19 protein-coding genes are annotated in these 19,744 nt (G+C 70.3%); 14 read left to right on the plus strand and 5 right to left on the minus strand.

Going from position 1 to position 19,744, the window contains the following annotated elements; all coding sequences use genetic code 11:
* From ACFWY6_RS30450 to ACFWY6_RS30470, 5 genes are all read right to left on the minus strand, one after another.
* On the minus strand, positions 1-1,277 hold a 1,277-nt coding region (locus tag ACFWY6_RS30450; protein ID WP_384697025.1), incomplete at its 3' end, for a 2-oxoacid:acceptor oxidoreductase family protein.
* Between the two features lie 311 nt (positions 1,278-1,588).
* Complete coding sequence (locus ACFWY6_RS30455) at positions 1,589-2,248, minus strand: LuxR C-terminal-related transcriptional regulator (protein ID WP_384697069.1); 660 nt, start codon at positions 2,246-2,248, stop codon at positions 1,589-1,591.
* A gap of 82 nt (positions 2,249-2,330) precedes the next feature.
* Positions 2,331-3,785 (minus strand): hypothetical protein, encoded by a 1,455-nt coding sequence (locus tag ACFWY6_RS30460; RefSeq protein ID WP_384697028.1) that lies wholly within the window; start codon positions 3,783-3,785, stop codon positions 2,331-2,333.
* A gap of 84 nt (positions 3,786-3,869) precedes the next feature.
* Positions 3,870-5,225: a sensor histidine kinase gene (locus ACFWY6_RS30465; protein ID WP_384697031.1), complete on the minus strand. Its 1,356-nt coding sequence runs from the start codon at positions 5,223-5,225 to the stop codon at positions 3,870-3,872.
* A 139-nt stretch (positions 5,226-5,364) separates the two neighbouring features.
* Positions 5,365-6,552 carry a sensor histidine kinase gene (locus ACFWY6_RS30470; RefSeq protein ID WP_384697034.1) on the minus strand — a complete coding sequence of 396 codons (1,188 nt, stop codon included), beginning with the start codon at positions 6,550-6,552 and terminating at the stop codon, positions 5,365-5,367.
* A 233-nt stretch (positions 6,553-6,785) separates the two neighbouring features.
* On the opposite strand from ACFWY6_RS30470, the gene ACFWY6_RS30475 reads away from it, so the two are divergent.
* From ACFWY6_RS30475 to ACFWY6_RS30540, 14 genes are all read left to right on the plus strand, one after another.
* The gene (locus tag ACFWY6_RS30475; RefSeq protein WP_266863289.1) at positions 6,786-7,175 is read left to right on the plus strand and encodes an NADH-quinone oxidoreductase subunit A; all 390 of its coding nucleotides are present in this window, start codon (positions 6,786-6,788) and stop codon (positions 7,173-7,175) included.
* Positions 7,166-7,780: an NADH-quinone oxidoreductase subunit B gene (locus ACFWY6_RS30480; RefSeq protein ID WP_384697037.1), complete on the plus strand. Its 615-nt coding sequence runs from the start codon at positions 7,166-7,168 to the stop codon at positions 7,778-7,780. The genes ACFWY6_RS30475 and ACFWY6_RS30480 overlap by 10 nt, the downstream gene beginning before the upstream one ends.
* Complete coding sequence (locus ACFWY6_RS30485; protein WP_384697040.1) at positions 7,777-9,546, plus strand: NADH-quinone oxidoreductase subunit C; 1,770 nt, start codon at positions 7,777-7,779, stop codon at positions 9,544-9,546. Before ACFWY6_RS30480 ends, ACFWY6_RS30485 begins: the two co-directional genes overlap by 4 nt.
* Positions 9,543-10,511, plus strand: a complete 969-nt coding sequence (locus ACFWY6_RS30490) for an NADH-quinone oxidoreductase subunit H (protein WP_384697043.1) — start codon at positions 9,543-9,545, stop codon at positions 10,509-10,511. Before ACFWY6_RS30485 ends, ACFWY6_RS30490 begins: the two co-directional genes overlap by 4 nt.
* Positions 10,511-11,071 carry a NuoI/complex I 23 kDa subunit family protein gene (locus tag ACFWY6_RS30495; protein ID WP_384697046.1) on the plus strand — a complete coding sequence of 187 codons (561 nt, stop codon included), beginning with the start codon at positions 10,511-10,513 and terminating at the stop codon, positions 11,069-11,071. Before ACFWY6_RS30490 ends, ACFWY6_RS30495 begins: the two co-directional genes overlap by 1 nt.
* A complete protein-coding gene (locus tag ACFWY6_RS30500; RefSeq protein ID WP_384697049.1) occupies positions 11,068-11,712 on the plus strand; it encodes an NADH-quinone oxidoreductase subunit J in 645 nt (214 codons plus the stop codon). The genes ACFWY6_RS30495 and ACFWY6_RS30500 overlap by 4 nt, the downstream gene beginning before the upstream one ends.
* The gene (gene nuoK, locus ACFWY6_RS30505; RefSeq protein WP_266863279.1) at positions 11,712-12,116 is read left to right on the plus strand and encodes an NADH-quinone oxidoreductase subunit NuoK; all 405 of its coding nucleotides are present in this window, start codon (positions 11,712-11,714) and stop codon (positions 12,114-12,116) included. Before ACFWY6_RS30500 ends, nuoK begins: the two co-directional genes overlap by 1 nt.
* Positions 12,113-14,107, plus strand: coding sequence for an NADH-quinone oxidoreductase subunit L (locus tag ACFWY6_RS30510; RefSeq protein WP_384697052.1), 1,995 nt, complete (start codon positions 12,113-12,115; stop codon positions 14,105-14,107). Before nuoK ends, ACFWY6_RS30510 begins: the two co-directional genes overlap by 4 nt.
* A gap of 6 nt (positions 14,108-14,113) precedes the next feature.
* Entirely contained in the window at positions 14,114-15,703 is a 1,590-nt protein-coding gene (locus tag ACFWY6_RS30515) for an NADH-quinone oxidoreductase subunit M (RefSeq protein ID WP_384697055.1), read from the plus strand.
* On the plus strand, positions 15,700-17,238 hold the full coding sequence (locus tag ACFWY6_RS30520) for an NADH-quinone oxidoreductase subunit N (protein WP_384697057.1): 1,539 nt from the start codon (positions 15,700-15,702) through the stop codon (positions 17,236-17,238). Before ACFWY6_RS30515 ends, ACFWY6_RS30520 begins: the two co-directional genes overlap by 4 nt.
* A 175-nt stretch (positions 17,239-17,413) precedes the next feature.
* Positions 17,414-18,277: a zinc metalloprotease HtpX gene (gene htpX / locus ACFWY6_RS30525; protein WP_384697060.1), complete on the plus strand. Its 864-nt coding sequence runs from the start codon at positions 17,414-17,416 to the stop codon at positions 18,275-18,277.
* A complete protein-coding gene (locus ACFWY6_RS30530) occupies positions 18,274-18,666 on the plus strand; it encodes a YccF domain-containing protein (protein WP_384697063.1) in 393 nt (130 codons plus the stop codon). Before htpX ends, ACFWY6_RS30530 begins: the two co-directional genes overlap by 4 nt.
* Before the next feature lie 65 nt (positions 18,667-18,731).
* Entirely contained in the window at positions 18,732-19,262 is a 531-nt protein-coding gene (locus ACFWY6_RS30535) for an SMI1/KNR4 family protein (RefSeq protein ID WP_384697066.1), read from the plus strand.
* A gap of 90 nt (positions 19,263-19,352) precedes the next feature.
* Positions 19,353-19,619, plus strand: a complete 267-nt coding sequence (locus ACFWY6_RS30540) for a GlsB/YeaQ/YmgE family stress response membrane protein (protein ID WP_266863265.1) — start codon at positions 19,353-19,355, stop codon at positions 19,617-19,619.
* The last annotated feature ends 125 nt before the right edge of the window (positions 19,620-19,744 follow it).

The raw sequence follows: 19,744 nt of genomic DNA on the forward strand, positions 1-19,744 counted from the left end.
AGGAACACCGGGGTGCGGTAGGTGACCGCGATCCGCGCCGCCTCCAAAGCCGCCTCGAAGCAGTCGGCCGGCGTCTGCGGCGCCACGATCGGCACCGGCGCCTCCCCGTTGCGCCCATACATCGCCTGCAGCAGATCCGCCTGCTCCGTCTTGGTCGGCAACCCCGTCGAGGGCCCGCCACGCTGGATGTCCACGACCAGCAACGGCAGCTCCAGCGACACCGCGAGCCCGATGGTCTCCGACTTCAGCGCCACCCCCGGACCCGACGTCGTCGTCACCGCCAGCGAACCGCCGAACGCGGCGCCCAGCGCCGCCCCGATCCCCGCGATCTCGTCCTCCGCCTGGAAGGTGCGCACACCGAAGTTCTTGTGCTTGGACAGCTCGTGCAGGATGTCCGACGCCGGAGTGATCGGATACGAGCCCAGATACAGCGGCAGATCCGCCTGCCGCCCCGCCGCGATCAACCCGTACGACAGCGCCAGGTTCCCCGAGATGTTGCGATACGTGCCCGTCGCGAACGCCGACGCGGCCGGCGCGACCTCATAGGAGACGGCGAAGTCCTCCGTCGTCTCACCGAAGTTCCAGCCCGCATGAAAAGCCGCGATGTTCGCCTCGGCGATGTCCGGCTTCTTCGCGAACTTCGCCCGCAAAAACCGCTCCGTGCCCTCCGTGGGCCGGTGATACATCCACGACAACAACCCCAGCGCGAACATGTTCTTGGACCGGCCCGCATCCTTGCGCGACAGGTCGAACTCCTTGAGCGCCTCGACCGTCAGCGTCGTCAACGGCACCGGGTGCACGCTGTAGCCGTCCAGCGAACCGTCCTCCAGCGGCGAGACCTCATAGCCGACCTTCTGCATCGCCCGCCGGGAGAACTCATCGGTGTTGACGATGACCTCCGCACCCCGCGGCACATCACCGATGTTCGCCTTCAACGCCGCCGGGTTCATCGCCACCAGCACGTTGGGCGCATCCCCCGGCGTCAGGATGTCGTGATCGGCGAAATGCAACTGGAAGGAGGACACCCCCGGCAGCGTCCCGGCAGGAGCACGGATCTCAGCCGGGAAATTCGGCAACGTCGACAAGTCATTACCAAAAGACGCCGTCTCCGAAGTGAACCGGTCACCGGTGAGCTGCATGCCATCCCCCGAGTCACCCGCAAAACGGATGATCGCCCGGTCCAGACGGCGTACATCTTTCTCACCAGCAGGCTTGCGTTGCTCTCCGACGACTGCCCCGTCGGCCTGCTCGGCTGGGCTACTGACCTGGCTGGTCACTGAACTGGACCTCCCTCGAGGCGGCTGAGCGGCAAAGGCCGGAAGACCAGCCTTCCCAAGGCCCACCCTACGTCGGTAAGGGTCGCCTTCCTGGGCTCGCTCGCATGATGGACGCGCTTTTGAGACGCGTAATTGCCCTGATTTGCCATAGTCTGCCTCGCCCCCCGGCCCGACATGAAAGACGCCCCCCACTCATCCTTTGGTTCTAGGACTGTTCTCCGTACTCATGCTCGACTGGTACTCGTGCTCTGCTCGGTTCGACCTGGTGACGCTCTTGTTGCGCCCTAAATATCTGACAGGGTGTCAGTTTTCTAGGAGTTGAGATAGGTCAGCACGGCCAGTACGCGCCGGTGATCTCCGTCACTCGGGGAGAGGCCGAGCTTCAGGAAGATATTGCTGACGTGCTTCTCGACGGCGCCGTCGCTCACCACGAGCTGCCGGGCGATCGCCGAGTTCGTCCGCCCCTCGGCCATCAGACCGAGCACCTCGCGCTCGCGCGGCGTAAGACCCGCGAGGACGTCCTGCTTACGGCTGCGGCCGAGCAGTTGCGCCACGACTTCCGGGTCGAGCGCGGTGCCGCCCTGCGCGACCCGCACCACCGCGTCCACGAACTCACGGACCTCGGCGACCCGGTCCTTGAGCAGATAGCCGACGCCGCGGCTGGACCCGGCGAGCAGCTCGGTGGCGTACTGCTCCTCGACGTACTGCGAAAGGACGAGCACCCCGAGCCCCGGATACTGGTGGCGCAGCTGGACCGCGGCCCGCACCCCCTCGTCGGTGTGCGTCGGCGGCATCCGCACATCGGCGACCACCACGTCGGGCAGCGCGTCCGTCGCGTGGAGCTGGTCGACCGTCTTGATCAGCGCGTCCGCGTCGCCCACCCCCGCGACGACGTCGTGCCCGAGGTCGGTCAGCAACCGGGTCAGGCCCTCCCTGAGCAGCACTGAATCCTCGGCGATGACCACCCGCACTTTGTCCTCCACGTTCACGGCCCCCCGGCATGTTTGGTTCTTGAGTCCCCCGGCACCTCAGTATCGCGCGTACGCGCGGGCGTTACTTGGTTCGTGGACAGACCGCTTTCCCGTGTTCGCTCTTGGCGGGCACGAAGGAGGCGTCTTCGAGACGCATGCTCAGCGCGCGCTTCGTCTTCGGATCCCAGAGGGACACACGGTCACCCTTGGGTCCGAAGGTGAGCAGCGGGCGGTCCGCGGGGAGGGTGCCGCCGTAGACGGGGGCGTCCTTCTCTTTCGGGCGTACGCAGGTGAAGTCGGCCTTGAGGCCGTAGTAGGCGCCGGGGGTGCGGTACTCCTTCGCGGCGGCGACGGCCCGGTCGCCGGAGTCGGCGGCGCGGTCGGTCACGGCGTTGGCGAGGAGGAGCACGCCCGCGGCGCTCCCCAGGTACACCCCGAGCACCACCGTGATGCTGAGGGCGGAGCCGGAACGCGCCGTGGTCCGGAACACCCAACCGCTCGCGCCCAGGCCCGCGATCAGTCCGTACAGAAACGCCAGCGACACCCATAGCCCGGCGATGAGGCCGTCCGGCCAAACCCCGGCCGAGACCTCTCCGGACAGACCGAAGGCCGACAGATAGCCCGAGTACACCGACTGCCCCACCTGCGGAACCGCGGCGAATGCGGCGGGCAGGACGACCGGGAGCGCCCAGGGAAGGATGGTGCGCAGGGACGGGGACTGGAGATAGATCCACTTGACGCCGACGCCGAGATGAAAGGTGAGCCCGACGATGCACAGGACACGGGCGTCGAGCCACCACGATGCGTCGGACGACGTACGCACGGACCGGATGGCCTGATCGGTGAGGATGACCGCGGCGGCGGCCATGCCGCAGTGCACAAATGCCATCGGCGACGTCTCGTTGATCCGCGCGGGCCGCACCTCGTGCTCCAGCGGGTCGAACGGAGGCCATGCCGGGGAATGCGAGGCCGCCGCCGCCAGCGCGTCCGCCTCGGGTGCGTCCTCCGGGATCCGGATCACCCGCTCGGGCCCCGGAGTCCCCTCCGGCTCGTCGGTGTGGAGGCCCAGCAAGGCCCTCAGCCGCTCGCGCGGGGTGGGGACCCGCTTTGAGTGAATCTTCCAGGTGATGTGCGGGTCCGGCCGATGCTGGATCAGCGCCGCGTCCCGTACGTGCAGGGCGAGTTCCCTGGCGTGGGAGAGGTCCATCACCTGGTGCAGGGCGTGTTGGGCGGCGCCCTCGCGAGCGCCGATGAGGCGCACCTCGACGATCCTTGGGACGTACGAAGGTGTCACCTCGCCCGGCGCGTACTCGCCCGGCTTGGGCTCCCTGACCGGCCAGCCCCGTGCGGTCAACTGGCTCTCCGCGAGCGCCAGTTCATCCGGATCCTCCTGGATCTCCACGAGGACGCGCACGCGGTAGTCGAACGGCAGCCCATTGTCCGCGGCCTGGCTGCCGGCGTCCGAGTCGGCCGGGGGAGCGTCTCCCCGCAGCCGCTGCTGTATCCGCTCGCGCAGACGGGACCGTCCTCGCTGCATGGTGCGTCTCCCCCGGGGGTTCTTCTCCGGCCGCTCAGCCAGAAGGTACCCAACTCCCGGGAGACAAGGCACTGTTGGTGCGGGCTACGCCCGCCACGGCAGTTCCGCCGTCACCGTCGTCGGCCCGCCCGCCGGCGAGTTCACGACCAGGATCCCGTCGACCGCGTCGAGCCGCTCGGCGAGCCCCGCGAGGCCGGAGCCCGACGTCACGTCGGCGCCGCCCGCGCCGTTGTCGGTGACCTGGAGCATCAGCCGGTCCTCGACATGCCAGACGTCGACGGTGCCGCGCGTCGCCCGCGCGTGCTTGGAGATGTTCTGCAGCAGCTCGGAGACCGTGAAGTACGCGATGCCCTCGATCGCGGCGGCGGGACGCGCGGGCAGATCCACCTCGACCTGCACCGGAACCGTGCACCGCGCGGCGAGCGCGGAGAGCGCCGCGTCCAGGCCGCGGTCGGTGAGGACCGCCGGGTGGATGCCGCGGGCCAGGTCGCGCAGCTCCTGGAGGGCGACCTTCACCTCGCCGTGTGCCTCGTCCACCATGCGCGCCGCGGCCTCGGGGTCCTCCGCCAGCTTCTCCTTGGCCAGACCCAGGTCCATGGCGAGCGCGACCAGGCGGGCCTGCGCGCCGTCGTGCAGATCGCGCTCGATACGGCGCAGATCGGCGGCGGCCGTGTCGACCACGACGCCCCGGTCCGACTCCAGCTCGACGACCCGCGTCGCCAGGCTCGACGGGCCGAGCAGGCCGGCCACCATGACGCGGTCGACGGTGGTCAGGGCCCGGATGATCCAGGGGGTGGCCAGCGTGATCAGCAGTCCGATGAGGGCGGTGACACCGATCTCGAAGGGGTTGTCCAGGTAGATGCGGTGACCGTCGTCGCCGTAGAGCTGGATGCCGCCCTGATCCCCGTACGCCGGGAAGAGCCACTGCCACAGCGGATACGTCAGGAGCGTCCAGCCGCTCGACCAGAAGACCAGCGACACGCTGAACGAGAAGACCGCCCACGGCATGTGGAGCACCGAGTAAAGGACGTGCCGCCAGGAGACACCGCTCTTGAGAACGGCGCCCATCCATCCCATCGGCCCGCGGTTCTTGGGCCGCAGCGGCTCTGGGTTCGCCACCTCGACGCCGAGCAGCGAGCGCGCCCGCACCCGCTCCAGGGCGCCGATGCCCCGGCAGCCGGCCAGACCGGCGGCCAGCACCGGGATGCCGATGAACGTGATCAGCAGGCCGGCACCGAGCGACAGCATCGTGATCGCGTACGTGAAGGTGACGATGCTGATGGGCAGGCTGAGCAGCACATAGCCGAACTCCTTCCAGGCACGGGCCTCGAACGGCGCGCGCAGCCCGGCGGGAATCCGGCGCCGGCGCTCATCGAGGTCGGAACCCCGGAACTCCGAACGGTCCATGCGTCCGTACTCCTGTCCGTACTCCGTGGCCATCGGTGCCGTCCGTTTCTGCTCGGTCGCTGCTCGGTCGCTGCTGGGTCGCTGCTGGGTCGTGCGCTGTCTATGACCAGCCTGCTGTCCTGGGCGGATCCGGACCATGTGGTGGGTGGGTGTCTTCGACCGGGGGTTTTCCCTACCCCTGGTCCCGGTCCCGCCACGGCAGCTCCGCCGTGATCGTCGTCGGACCGCCCTGCGGCGAATCGATGACGAACAGGCCGTCGACCGCGCCGAGCCGGTCCGCGAGCCCCGCCATGCCCGTGCCCCCGTCGAGGCTCGCGCCGCCGTGGCCGTCGTCCCCCACCTGGATGAGCAGGCGCTGGTCGGAGCGCCACACCTCCACGGACGCCGTGCGCGCCCCGCTGTGCTTGCTGACGTTCTGCAGCAGCTCGGAGACCGTGAAGTACGCGATGCCCTCGATCGCGGCGGCCGGGCGGTCGGGCAGATCGGCCGTCACCTTCACCGGGACCGTGCACCGCGAGGCCACGGAGGAGAGCGCCGCGTCCAGGCCGCGGTCGGTGAGGACCGCAGGGTGGATGCCGCGGGCCAGGTCGCGCAGCTCCTGGAGGGCGAGCTTCACCTCGCCGTGCGCCTCGTCGACCATCGCCGCCGCGGCGTCGGGGTCCTCGAGGAGCTTCTCCTTGGCCAGGCCGAGGCCCATGGCGAGCGCGACCAGGCGGGCCTGCGCGCCGTCGTGCAGATCGCGCTCGATGCGGCGCAGATCGGCGGCCGCCGTGTCGACCACGACGCCCCGGTCCGACTCCAGTTCGGCGATGCGCCGCTCCAGTTCGTCGGAGGGCGAGAGAAGGCCGCGCGCCATCGCCCGGTCGGCGTTGGTCAGACCGCGCGCGACGTAGGGGAGTACGGGCCAGAACACGAAGAGGCCGGTGAAGGCGACGGTGAAGGTCACCACGCCCCAGGGCAGCCGGATGAACTCGTACAGCATCGCGCGCCAGCCCACCGGGTCCTTCAGGCTCGACCACAGCCAGCTGAAGAAGCCGTGCCCGTGCTGTCTCGGCAGCGGACTCGGCTCTTCGATCCGCAGCCCGAGCAGCGCCCTGGCGCGGGCCCGCTCCGCCTTGCCGAGCTGCCGCGCGCCGATCAGCGCGCCCGCGAGCAGCGGCAGACCGACGACCGTCACGGACAGACCGCCGCCCACCGCCACGGCCACGGTCACATAGACGAAACCGGCCACGCCCAGCGGCAGATTGGCGAGGAGGTGCGCGATCTCCTTCCAGGTGTGCCGGTCGTACGCCGCGAAGCGGGCGGGCGGCGGGGACACCGAGGACGCGGACGGAGAAGGGGACATGGCGCTTGCGGTCATATGCGCAAGGGTGCCCGGCCCGCCGCTCCGGCGCCATGAGGTTGACCGCCAAGCTGGGCGGGGGATAACCCCACCCGTCCTGACCGAAGCGTGACGCTCTGCTTACCTTGCCTTTAGCAGGCCCTAGACTCCCGTGCGTACAGATCGTCGAACAGTGATCAATGAACTGTGATCACTGAACGGTGATCAATTTCAGAGGCGGTCGGGGACTGTCGGGGAGTGAAGGGGCTGACGTGCACGTGACGAACGTCGCGGCGAGCTACTACCAGTCGTACTCCGTCGTCGGACTGCTCGCCGTCGTGGGCGTGCTGTTCGTCGCCGTCGCCTTCGGCGCGGGGCGGCTGCTGCGGCCCGTCGTGCCGACCCCGGAGAAACTCCTGACGTACGAGTGCGGCGTCGACCCGGTCGGCGAGGGCTGGGCCCACACCCAGGTCCGCTACTACGTCTACGCGTTCCTCTACGTCATCTTCGCCGTCGACTCGATCTTCCTCTTTCCGTGGGCGACGGTCTTCGCCGCGCCCGGCTACGGTGCCACGACGCTGGTGGAGATGTTCATCTTCCTCGGCTTCCTGACCGTGGGTCTGCTGTACGCATACAAGAAGGGCGTCCTGACGTGGACGTGACCCCAGAGCCCGTTCTGCTTCCCGAGCCGAAGAGGCTTGGCGCACTCGCGCGCCTCGCCCCGGAGCCGATGAAGGTGGTCCTCAACTGGGGCCGCCGGTACTCCCTCTGGGTCTTCAACTTCGGTCTCGCCTGCTGCGCCATCGAATTCATCGCCGCGTCCATGGCGCGCCACGACTTCATCAGGCTCGGCGTCATCCCGTTCGCGCCGGGCCCGCGCCAGGCCGACCTGATGGTCGTGTCCGGCACGGTCACGGACAAGATGGCCCCCGCCGTGAAGCGCCTGTACGAGCAGATGCCCGAGCCGAAGTACGTGATCTCCTTCGGCGCCTGCTCCAACTGCGGCGGCCCCTACTGGGACTCGTACTCCGTCACCAAGGGCGTCGACCAGATCATCCCGGTCGACGTGTACGTCCCCGGATGCCCGCCCCGGCCGGAAGCGCTCCTGCAGGGGATCCTCAAGCTCCAGGAGAAGATCGCGCGGGAGTCGCTGGGGGAGCGGTACGGGGGCGCCAACCGCCCGTCGGCCGCGGCGCTGCAGAGCGGCTTGGTGAAGCCGCCTTCTGCTCCTTCTGCTCCTTCTGCCTCGGGGGAGGGCACGGCATGACCGGCTGGCTGCCGAGCCCCGTCGAGGAGCTCTTCGGTGCGGAGGCGACGGCCGACGAGTCGTACGACCTCCTGACGGTGGACGTACCGCCCACCTCCTGGATCGCCGCGCTCGAAACCGCTCGCACGACCCTGACCTGCACCTACTTCGACTGGCTGAGCGCGGTCGACGAGCCGGGCACGGGCTTCCTCGTATCGGCCCACGTCGTCGCCCTCGCTCCGGTACGCCGTCTCCTCATCCGTACGACCGTTCCGCACGACGCCCCGGTCCTGCCGACCGCGGTCGGCGTCTACGCGGGCGCGGGCTGGCACGAGCGGGAGACGCACGAGATGTTCGGCATCGGCTTCGAAGGCCACCCGAACCTGGTGCCGCTGCTCCTCCCCGAGACCTTCGAAGGCCACCCCCTGCGCAAGGACTTCGTGCTCGCCGCCCGTGTCGCGAAGGCCTGGCCGGGCGCCAAGGAGCCGGGGGAGTCGGAGCACGGCGGCCCCAAGCGCCGCCAGATGCTGCCCCCCGGCGTACCGGACCCGAACGAATGGGGCCCCCTGAAGGGCCAACTCCCCGCGGCCCCGGCCCGCCCGGCCCGCGGCGCGGCCCGCGCGGCAGGCGACCGCCCGGCCCGCCGCACCCGCACGGCGGGCGAGGGCTCGGCAAGCCAGTCCGGCACAGCGGAGCAGCCCACCCCGGCCACCCCGGAAGCACCCCGCCCACGCCGCTCCCGCAGCGTGAGCCAGGGCTCGGCATCCCAGCGACCGACGCAGGAGGCCGCGCCTGCGGCCCCGGGAACACCGCCTGCGCCGAAGCCGAAGCCTGAAGTGCCTGCGGCGGCGAAGCCTGAGGACGAGGCGACCGCGCCGGTGAAGCCGGAAGCGGAGTCGACCGCGCCGGTGAAGCCCGAAGCGGAGTCGACCGCGCCGGTGAAGCCCGAAGCGGAGTCGACCGCGCGGGTGAAGCCCGAAGCCGAGGCGAAGCCCGCGGCGGCGCCCCCGTCCGGCTCCGACGCCCCGTGGCACAAGGCGCGCCCGGCGTTCGACGACACCGACCAGCCGAAGCCGGCAACACCGGAGGCGACCCCCAAGGGGGAGCCGACAGCCCCGACTGACCAGAAGCCCACGCCGGAGGCCGAGGCGCCACCTGCCCCCGAGCCGGCACCCAAGGCGGCGCCGACACCTGCGGTCGCCCCGACGCCCGAGCCGACACCTGCGGTTGAGCCGACGGCCGAGCCGACACCTGCGGCTGAGCCGACGCCCGAGCCCGAGCCGACACTCAGGGCAGCGCCGACACCCGAGGCGGAGCCGGCACCCGAGGCGGAGCAGACGCCCGCACCCGAGGCGAAGCAGACGCCCCCGCCTGGGCCGACACCTGAGCCGACGCCTGAGGCCGAGCCGACGGCCGTACCCGGGCAGGCAGTGGAGCCCGAGCAAATGCCGACACCCGAGCCCGAGTCGACGCCCCCGCCCGGGTCGGCACCCGAGCCGACTGCCGAGGCCGAGCCGACGCCTGAGGCCGAGCCGACGGCCGCACCCGGGCAGGCAGTGGAGCCCGAGCAGACGCCGACACCCGAGCCCGAGCAGACGCCCGCACCCGAGCCCGAGCAGACGCCCGCCCCCGAGCCGGCACTCGCGCCCGAGCCGACGGCCGACGCGGATCAGGCACCCGCACCCGCACCCGCACCGGCACCCGCACCGGCACCCGAGCCCACCGCCACCCCCGACCCCGCCCCCACCGAAACCCCCGAAGACGACCGCCCAGGAGGCACGGAGTGAACGACACTCTCGACGTTGCCCTGCGGCTCCTCGTCGTCTTCGCCGTATTCATGGTCCTGCCCCTGGTCATCGGCCAGACCGAGCACAAGGTGATGGCCCACATGCAGGGCCGCCTCGGCCCCATGTACGCCGGTGGCTTCCACGGCTGGGCCCAGCTCGTCGCCGACGGCGTCAAGTTCGCGCAGAAGGAAGACGTCGTACCGGCCGACGCCGACCGCCGCATCTTCCAGCTCGCCCCCGCCGTCGCCCTGCTGCCCTACCTCCTCGTCCTCGTGGCCATCCCCATCGGCCCGAGCGAAGGCGCCGTCGGCCAACTCGTCGACGCCGGCATCTTCTTCGTCCTCGCGGTCATGGGCATCGGCGTACTCGGCTCGCTGATGGCAGGCTGGGCCAGCGCCAACAAGTTCTCCCTCCTCGGCGGCCTGCGCACCGCCGCCCAGCTCCTCGCGTACGAACTCCCGATGCTGCTCGCCGCGGCCTCGGTCGCGATGGCCGCCGGGACGGTCTCGCTGCCCGGCATCCTCAACGCCTTCGAGTGGTGGTGGCTGCCCTGGCAGATCGTCGGCGCCCTCGTCTTCTTCATCGCGGGGCTCGCCGAACTGCAGCGCCCGCCCTTCGACATGCCGGTCGCCGACTCGGAGATCATCTTCGGCGCGTACACGGAGTACACGGGCCTGCGCTTCGCCCTCTTCCTCCTCGCCGAGTACGCCGGAATCGTCGTCCTCTGCGGCCTCACCACCGTCCTCTTCCTCGGCGGCTGGCACGGCCCCTGGGGCGCCGACGGCCTCGGCTGGGTCTGGACCCTCCTGAAGACGGCCGTGCTCGCCTTCCTCGTGATCTGGCTACGCGTCAGTTACCCCCGTCTCCGCGAGGACCAGCTCCAGAAGCTCTCCTGGACCCTCCTCGTCCCGCTCGCCCTCGCGCAGATCGCGCTCACCGGAATCGTGAAGGTGGCGATCAACTAATGCCTCCGATCCCTGGCAGCGGCCTGGCCAAGGGCCTCGCCGTCACCCTCCGCACGATGACGAAGAAGACCGTCACCCAGCAGTACCCGGAACACCAGCCCGAACTCCCGCCCCGATCCCGCGGCGTCATCGGCCTCTTCGAGGAGAACTGCACGGTCTGCATGCTGTGCGCCCGCGAGTGCCCGGACTGGTGCATCTACATCGACTCCCACAAGGAGACGGTCCCGCCGGCCGTCGAGGGCGGCCGCGAGCGCAGCCGCAACGTCCTCGACCGCTTCGCCATCGACTTCTCCCTCTGCATGTACTGCGGCATCTGCATCGAGGTCTGCCCCTTCGACGCCCTGTTCTGGTCCCCGGAGTTCGAGTACGCCGAGACCGACATCCACGAACTCACCCACGAGCGCGACAAGCTCCGCGACTGGATGTGGACCGTGCCGGCCCCGCCCGCCCTGGTCCCCACCGCCGAAGAGCCCAAGGAGATCGCCACCGCCCGCAAGGCGGCGGAGAAGCTTGCCGCGGCGCAACAGGCCGAGGGACCCGGACCGGAGGGAGACGCGTGACCCTCACAACAGCCTCCGAAGCGGCGGCCAAGGCCGCCGAGAGCCAGGGCTTCCTCTCCCCGACGGGAGTGGAGATCGCCTTCCTCCTGGTCGGTCTTGTCACCCTCGGCTCGGCGATCGTCACCGTCACCACCAAGCAGCTGGTGCACGCCGCCCTGTGGCTGGTGGCCACGCTCGGTGGCCTGGCCGTCGAGTACCTCCTGCTCACCGCCGAGTTCATCGCCTGGGTGCAGGTACTGATCTACGTCGGTTCCGTCGTCGTCCTCCTCCTGTTCGGTCTGATGCTCACGCGGGCCCCCATCGGCCGCTCCCCGGACGCCGATTCGGGCAACCGCCCGGTCGCGCTCGCGGTGGCCGTCCTCGCGGCCGCCGCCCTCGTCTGGGTCGTCGTCGACGCCTTCCGTACGACGTGGATCGACCTCGACCGCGCCGCCGACGAAGCCCAGGGCTCCACCGCCGTGACCGGGAAGTTCCTCTTCCAGCACTGGGTACTGCCCTTCGAGGCCCTCTCGGTCCTGCTCCTCGCCGCCCTGGTCGGCGCGATCGTCCTCTCCCGCAGGAACGCCCGCATGACCCGGCTGAACAACGCCCCCGGCGACACCCGCACGAACGGTGCCCCCAGCGACAAGGAGCAGCGCTGATGCACCTCGCCTATCCCGCCGTCCTGGCCGTCCTCCTCTTCTGCGTAGGCCTCTACGGAGTACTCGCCCGCCGCAACGCGATCCTGGTCCTGATGTCCGTCGAGCTGATGCTCAACGCCGTCAACCTCAACCTGGTCGCCTTCGACGTCTGGCTGCGCGACGCCCTCCACTCCGGCCAGGCCCTGACCCTCTTCACCATCGCCATCGCCGCCGCCGAGATCGGCATCGGCCTCGCGATCGTCCTCGCCGTCTACCGCAACCGCGGCTCCTCCGCCGTCGACGACCTCCGCGACACCGCGGAGGGCCCCGAAGACCCCGAAGACGATGCCGAGGGCGCGGCCACCGAAGAGCCCGCCCCGGCAGAGAAGTCGCAGAAGTCGCAGAAGGCTGAGGCCACCGCGTGACCACGACCACCCTCGCCGTACTCGTCCCCCTCCTGCCGTTCCTCGGCGCGGCCGCCGGCCTGCTGCTCGGCCGCACGATCCCCGGACTCGTACGCCCCCTCGCGGTGCTGCCCACGCTGGCCGCGCTCGTCCTCGCCGTCCTGGTCGCCGTCCGGCACGGCGGCGGCGCCGACATCGATTCCGCCACCGAGCTCACCCCGACCGGCTCGGTCCCCATCGAACTCGCCCTGCACATCGACGGCTTCGCCGCCCTGGTCGCCGTACTGGTCGGCGTCGTCGCCTCCTGCGTGCAGATCTACTCGACGGGCTACCTGCGCGACGACCCGCGCTACCCCTCGTACGCCGCTCTCGTCTCCCTCTTCACCTCCGCGATGCTGCTCGTCGTCTACTCCGGCGACCTGATGGTGCTCCTGGTCGGCTGGGAGATCATGGGCATCTGCTCGTACTTCCTCGTCGGCCACTACTGGGAGACGCCCGAAGCACGCGCCGCCTCCCTCAAGGCCTTCCTGGTCACCAAACTCGGCGACATCCCCTTCCTGATCGGCCTGTTCGCCCTGGCCGTCGACGCGGGCTCCTTCCGCATCACGACCGTCCTCGCGACGGTCGCGGACGGCGGCCTCGACCACCCCACGCTCATCGCCCTGCTGCTCCTCGCGGGCGTGGCCGGCAAGTCCGCGCAGTTCCCGCTGCACACCTGGCTGCCCGACGCGATGGTGGGCCCCACGCCCGTCTCCGCGCTCATCCACGCCGCGACGATGGTCGCCGCCGGTGTCTACTTCGTGGCCCGTCTCCTCCCGGTCTTCGCCGCGTCGTCGGCGGCCCTGGTCGTCCTCGCGGTGATGGCCGCCGTCACGATGGCCGGCTCGGCCCTCGCCGCGCTCGCCCAGGACGACATCAAGCGCGTCCTCGCCTACTCGACGATCGGCCAGCTCGGCTATCTGACCGGCGCCCTCGCCGTCGGCGAACGCGGCGCCGCCGTCTTCCACCTCCTGTCGCACGGCGCCTTCAAGGCGCTCCTCTTCCTCGGCGCAGGCGTGATCATCCACGCCGCCGGCACCAACTCCCTCGCCGCGATGTCCCGGATGAAGGGCCTGCGCGACCGCGTCCCCGACGCCTTCTGGACGATGACCGTGGCGCTCTTCGCGCTCGCCGCGATCCCGCCGTTCAGCGGCTTCTTCTCCAAGGAAGCCGTCCTGGGCGCCGCCGAGCACGCGGCCACCGGCCACTCCGAGACCGCACCCTCCGCCGCGGGCTGGATCGTCCTCGTCGCCGGTCTGCTCACCGCCCTCCTCACCGCCGCCTACGCGACGCGCCTGTGGCTCCTCGCCTTCAACGGCAAGGGAGCCGAAGCCCCGGACCACGGCAGGCAGCCCGTCACGATGACCGCCGTGCTCTGGGTGCTCGCCGTCCCCTCACTCGCCTTCGGCCTCACCGTCGGCGTCCTGCCGGACTGGTTCGACGGCCACGAGCTCACCCCGACCCTCACCACCTCCGTCCTCGGTACGGGACTCGCCCTCGTCGGCGGGCTCGTCACGTACGGCGCGTGGCGCCACACCACCGCGCTCGCCGCCCGCGTCCCGATGGGCGCGGTCGCCGCCGACGCGGAGGCCGACGGCGGGCTCGTCGAGGCAGAGGCCATCGCCACGCACGCCCCCGCGTACGGAGACGTGGCTGCGGCCCACGACCCGGCGGACCCGGGCCGCCTCCTGCTCGGCCCGCTGCACCGCCACGCAGCCGTCGGTTTCCACGTCGACGCCGTCTACACCGCCCTGTTCGTGCGCCCCGTCCAGGCGGCAGCGAGCCTCGTGCGGTTCCTCGACCGCGAGGTCGTCGACACGTACGTACGCGGCGCTGGCACCGCACCCCGCTGGCTCGGCGCGGCCGTCCGCCGCGCCCAGACCGGCAATGTGCAGACCTACCTGAGCGCGCTGCTCGCAGGCACCGTCGTCCTGGCTGTCGCCGCCGTCCTCGTCGCCACCGTCGGAGCGTGAGCAGCCGTGATCGATATCAGCGAATCCGTGATGCAGTTCCTTCTCGCATTGATCGTCGTCGGCCCGCTCATCGGCGCCGTCGCCGCCCTCCTGCCGGCCCCGCCCGGACTGAAGGGGAAGTCGCCCGACCAGGCCGTGCTCCGCCACGGCGTGACCGTGACCGGCGCGATCCTCATCGCCGCGATCGTCCTCGCGCTCGGCTTCGACCACGACCAGCCGTCGAAGATGCAGGCCACGACCGATATCAGCTGGATCCCCGCACTCGACGTGCGCATCCACCTCGGCATCGACGGCATCTCGCTCCCCCTTCTGGTCCTGACCGCGCTGCTGACCTTCCTCTGCGCGCTGTACTCCTACTTCAAAATGCCGACTGGGCCGTCCCCCAAGGCATTTGTGGCACTGATCCTCGTGCTCGAGTCCGGCACCCTCGCGACCTTCGCCGTCCTCGATCTGCTGCTGTTCTTCCTGGCGTTCGAGATGGTGCTCATCCCGATGTACTTCCTCATCGCCCGCTGGGGCGGTGAGCAACGGGCCCAAGCCGCTTGGAAGTTCATCCTCTTCACGCTGCTCGGCTCCGTCGTGATGCTGCTCGGTCTCCTCCTCATCGGCCTGAACTCCGGCACATTCGACATGGTGGCACTCGCCACTGACAACGGCCGTGGCCTGACAACATCCGTGCAGGTCATCGCAGTTCTGGCGATCGGGATCGGGCTCGCGGTCAAGACGCCGATGTGGCCGCTGCACAGCTGGCTGCCGGACGCGCACACCGCCGCGCCCACCGTCGGCTCGGTCCTGCTGGCCGGCGTGCTGCTGAAGATGGGCACGTACGGGTTCGTCCGCATCCTGCTGCCCATCACGCCCGACGGGATGAGCACCTTCGCGCCGTACCTCGCGGCCTTCGCGGTCGTCGGGATCATCTACGGATCGCTTGCCTGCCTCGCGCTCGCCAAGCAGGGCGCGAAGGGCGACCTCAAGCGCCTCATCGCCTACTCGTCCGTGGGCCACATGGGCTTCGTACTCCTCGGCATCTCGACGATGAGCCCGACCGGCGTGAACGGCGCGCTGTTCGCCAACATCGCGCACGGCCTCATCACCGGCCTGCTGTTCTTCCTCGTCGGCGCGCTGAAGGACCGCACCGGCACCAGCGACCTCGACACCCTCGCGCAGGAGTCGGGCGCCGCGCTCTACGGCAAGGCCCCCCGCCTCGGCGGCCTGCTCGCCTTCGGCGCGGTCGCCTCGCTCGGACTGCCGGGCCTCGCCGGTTTCTGGGGCGAAATGCTCGCCCTGTTCGGCGCGTTCAAGCCCGCCGACGACCTCAGCCGCCCGGCCTTCCTCACGTTCATGGCGATCGCCGCGTTCGGCACCCTGCTCACCGCCGCGTACATGCTCATCGTCGTACGCCGCGTCTGTATGGGCCCGATGCCGCAGGGCGCCGCCGCGACCGAATCCCCGGCGCTCGCCGACGTCCAGGGCTATGAGTTCGCCGCCTGGACCCCGCTCGTCGCCCTCACCGTCCTCGCCGGACTCTGGCCCGCCGCGCTGCTCGGCCTCACCGACCCGGCCGTGCAGCAGCTCCTCGCAGGAGGCAAGTCGTGACCGTGGCCGCCGAAAGCGCCGCCAGTGTCGTCCAGTCCGTCGACTGGCTGGCGATCGCCCCGCCCACCATCGCGGCGGTCGTCGGTCTCCTCGTGCTGGTCGCCGACCTCTTCGTGGGCGACAACAAGAAGGCGCTGCTCGGCTGGATCTCCGTGGCGGGACTGGCAGCGGCCGCGCTGTCGCTGCTTCCGATCCTGAACGACGACCGGTCGACCTTCTGCCTGACCGGCGGCGCGGACGCCTGCAGCTACACCGCCGACCGCTTCACGCTCGTCATCCAGCTCCTCGTCCTGGGCGGTGCCCTGCTGGCCGCGCTCTTGTCGATGACCGCCCTCAAGGACGCGAACGGCACCAAGAGGGAACTCCCCGAAGGGGAGTTCTGGTTCCTGCTGCTGTCCTCGGCAGCGGGCGCCGCGCTGCTGCCCGCCTCCCGCGACCTCGCGACCCTCGTCGTCGCCCTGGAGGTCGCCTCGCTGCCCGCCTTCGCGCTCGTCGGCCTCAGGCACGGCGACAAGCGGTCCTCCGAAGCGGCCCTGAAGTTCTTCCTCTCCTCGGTCGCCGCGACCGCCGTGACGCTGATGGGCGTCAGCTTCGTGTACGCCGCGACCGGCACCCTGCACCTCACCGAGATCGCCACCGAACTCCGCACCGTGGACGGGCAGCTGGACACGCTCGCCCAGACCGGCGTCGCCCTCACCCTCGTCGGCTTCGCCTTCAAGGTGGCGGCCGTGCCCTTCCACTTCTGGGTACCCGACACCTACGTAGGCGCCCCCTTGCCGGTGGCGGCCTACCTCTCCGTGGTCGGCAAGGCGGTCGGCTTCACCGGCCTGATCCTCGTCACCGTCGTCGCCTTCCCCTCGTACGCGGACGTGTGGGGCCCGGCGCTCGCCGTGCTCGCCGCGCTCACCATGACCGCGGGCAACGTGGCGGCGCTGCGGCAGCAGGCCACGCGCGCGTACAGCGCGGTCCGGCTGCTCGCCTGGTCCTCGGTCGGCCAGGCCGGCTACCTCCTGGTGCCGATCGCCGCCGCCGGCTACGCGGACAATCCCGCGGAGGCCGAGAAGGCCATCGGTTCTACCGTCGCGTACGCCCTGATGTACGCGGCCGTGAACCTCGGCGCCTTCGCCGTGGCCGCGCTCGTCGGCCGCACACAGCGCCTGAACCGCGTCAGCGACTACCGGGGCCTGTACGCCAGGAGCCCCCTGTCCGCCCTCGTGCTCGGCTTCTTCCTGCTCTGCCTCGCGGGCCTGCCGCCGGGCATCATCGGCCTCTTCGCGAAGGTCACCGTCTTCTCGGCGGCGGTCGACGCGGGCCTCGGCTGGCTCGCCGTGGTGATGGCCGTGAACGTGGTGATCGCGCTCTTCTACTACCTCCAGTGGACCGCGCTGCTGTTCCGCGCCCCCGAGGGCGAGCCGGTGAAGCACCGCGTGCCCGCCCCGCTGACGGCGGCCATCGCCCTGACCGCGGTCCTCGGCGTCGCCCTCTCCGGAGCGCCGCAACTCGTCCTGAGGTTCGCGGACACCGGCCTCTTCTGACGATCCCCTTCCTCCAAGGCCGCTCGGGGCCTCACCCGAGCGGCCCACACCGCTCCTGCGCGCACAAGGGAACTAGTGCCCCCCGCCTGGCGTTGACCAGTACGGGAGGGTCCACTGAAGAGTGGAAGCACCAGTAGGCAGAGGGTTCCCCCACGCACCACCAGGAGGGCGTACCGTGCACCGCCGGCACAACGGGTTGAAGACCGCCGTACTCCTCGGGGGACTGTCCGCTCTCATCCTCGTCATCGGCAGTTTCTTCGGACGTACGGGCCTGATCGTCGCGCTCTTCGTGGCGCTCGGCACCAACGCGTACGCGTACTGGAACAGCGACAAGCTCGCCCTGCGCGCCATGCGCGCGCGCCCGGTGAGCGAATTCGAGGCGCCCGAGCTGTACCGCATGGTCCGCGAGCTCTCCACCCAGGCCCGCCAGCCGATGCCCCGCCTCTACATCTCACCGACCGAGGCCCCCAACGCCTTCGCGACGGGCCGCAATCCGCGCAACGCCGCGGTCTGCTGCACCGAAGGAATCCTGCGGCTCCTGGACGAGCGTGAGCTCCGGGGTGTCATCGGCCATGAGCTCAGCCACGTCTACAACCGGGACATCCTGATCTCGTCCGTCGCGGGCGCGCTCGCCTCGGTGATCATGTTCCTGGTCAACTTCGCCTGGCTGATCCCGATCGGCCGCTCGAACGACAACGAAGGCCCCGGAATCTTCGGCATGCTCCTGATCATGCTCCTCGGGCCGCTCGCCGCCTCCGTCATCCAGCTCGCGATCAGCCGCTCCAGGGAGTACGAGGCCGACGCGGCCGGTGCGCAACTCACCGGCGATCCGCTGGCCCTTGCGAGCGCCCTGCGTAAGCTCGACGCGGGCACGAAGCAGCTCCCGCTGCCTCCTGAGCCACGCCTTGAGACGGCAAGTCACATGATGATTGCGAACCCTTTCCGTCCGGGGCAGGGCATGTCCAAGATGTTCTCCACGCATCCGCCGATGGCGGAACGCATCTCCCGGCTCGAGCAGATGGCAGGTCGCCAGCAGTGAAGACAATCCTCAACGTCATTTGGCTCGTCCTGTGCGGGTTCTGGATGTTCATCGGCTATCTGGTGGCGGGGCTGCTCCTGTGCATCACGATCATCGGCATCCCGTTCGGCCTCGCCAGCTTCCGGATCGGCCGCTATGCCCTGTGGCCCTTCGGCTACACGACAGTTGAGCGCCGCGACGCGGGCGCGCCGTCCTGCATCGGCAACGTCCTGTGGCTGATCCTGGCGGGCTGGTGGCTCGCCATCGGCCACATCGTCACCGGATTCCTCCTCTGCGTCACGATCATCGGCATCCCGCTCGGTGTCGCCAACTTCAAGCTCATCCCGGTGTCGTTGATGCCGCTGGGCCGCGAAATCGTGCGCACGGACCAGCCGTTCGCCTCGCGCTAGAGCCGACTGCCGCCTCGGCGGCCACGCGGAGCTCGATTGTCAGTGCCGTGGTCCACCATGAACGCATGACGGACATCGAGGAGTTGCTGGCCCGCGTCGCCGCCGAGGCACGGACCACCCGGCCCTGGGGCTGGGACACGCTGCCCGCTCCCGCGAGCGCGAGCACCCTGGCCGGGGCGGAGGCCGCCCTCGGCTTTGCCGTCCCGTCGCTGCTCGCCGCCCTCTACACCCGGATAGGCGACGGCGGATTCGGCCCGGAATACGGCCTGTTGCCCCTGCTCGACGGCAACTCGTCCGGAGGCGAGCCGTCCGTCGTCGAGAAGTACGCCGGGATGCGCGGCTCCGACTGGGGCTGGCCCGAGGGCGTGCTTCCGATATCCCACTGGGGCTGCGGGATGTACGCCTGCGTGGACTGCCGCGGCGAGTCCGCCCAGGTCCTGCTGTTCGAGCCGAACGGCGGCGACCCGGACCACGTCTGGTTCCTCGACTCCCCGAGCCTCGCCGACTGGCTGACCACCTGGCTCGACGGCACCGGCTGGTACGAGGAGGACAACGACGACCTGGACCTTCCCCCCTGTGTCGTACACCGCACCTAATCGATCACCGCAACCGCGCCACTCCGCAGTGACGTCCTTCAGGACAACAGCGCACAAAAGCTCACCGCGCGAGAAAGGCCGGGTCACTGCATGGGCATCATCAGCTGGATCGTTCTGGGGCTGCTGGCCGGCGCCGCCGCCAAACTGCTGCTCCCCGGCCGCGACCCGGGCGGCTTCATCGGCACGACCGTCATCGGCATCGCGGGCGCCTTCATCGGCGGCTGGATCTCCGCCCGCTACCTCGACCGCCCGATCACCAACCACTTCTACGACGGCGCCACCTGGGCGGCGGCCATCGGCGGCTCCCTCGTCCTGCTCGTCGGCTACCGCATCCTCTTCGGCCACTCACGCCGCTGAGACCAGGCGCCGTTCCCCCGATCTGCGGCCAGCAGCAAGGGCGGGCACCCCGCCCCCGGGCGCCCCCTCCCTAGACGGACGACCCTGTTCAACCGGGACTTGACAATCTTGCCCCCTGAAGGGAT

Origin of the sequence: Streptomyces sp. NPDC059037 (genome assembly GCF_042740015.1) — a bacterium.
Taxonomy (GTDB): domain Bacteria; phylum Actinomycetota; class Actinomycetes; order Streptomycetales; family Streptomycetaceae; genus Streptomyces.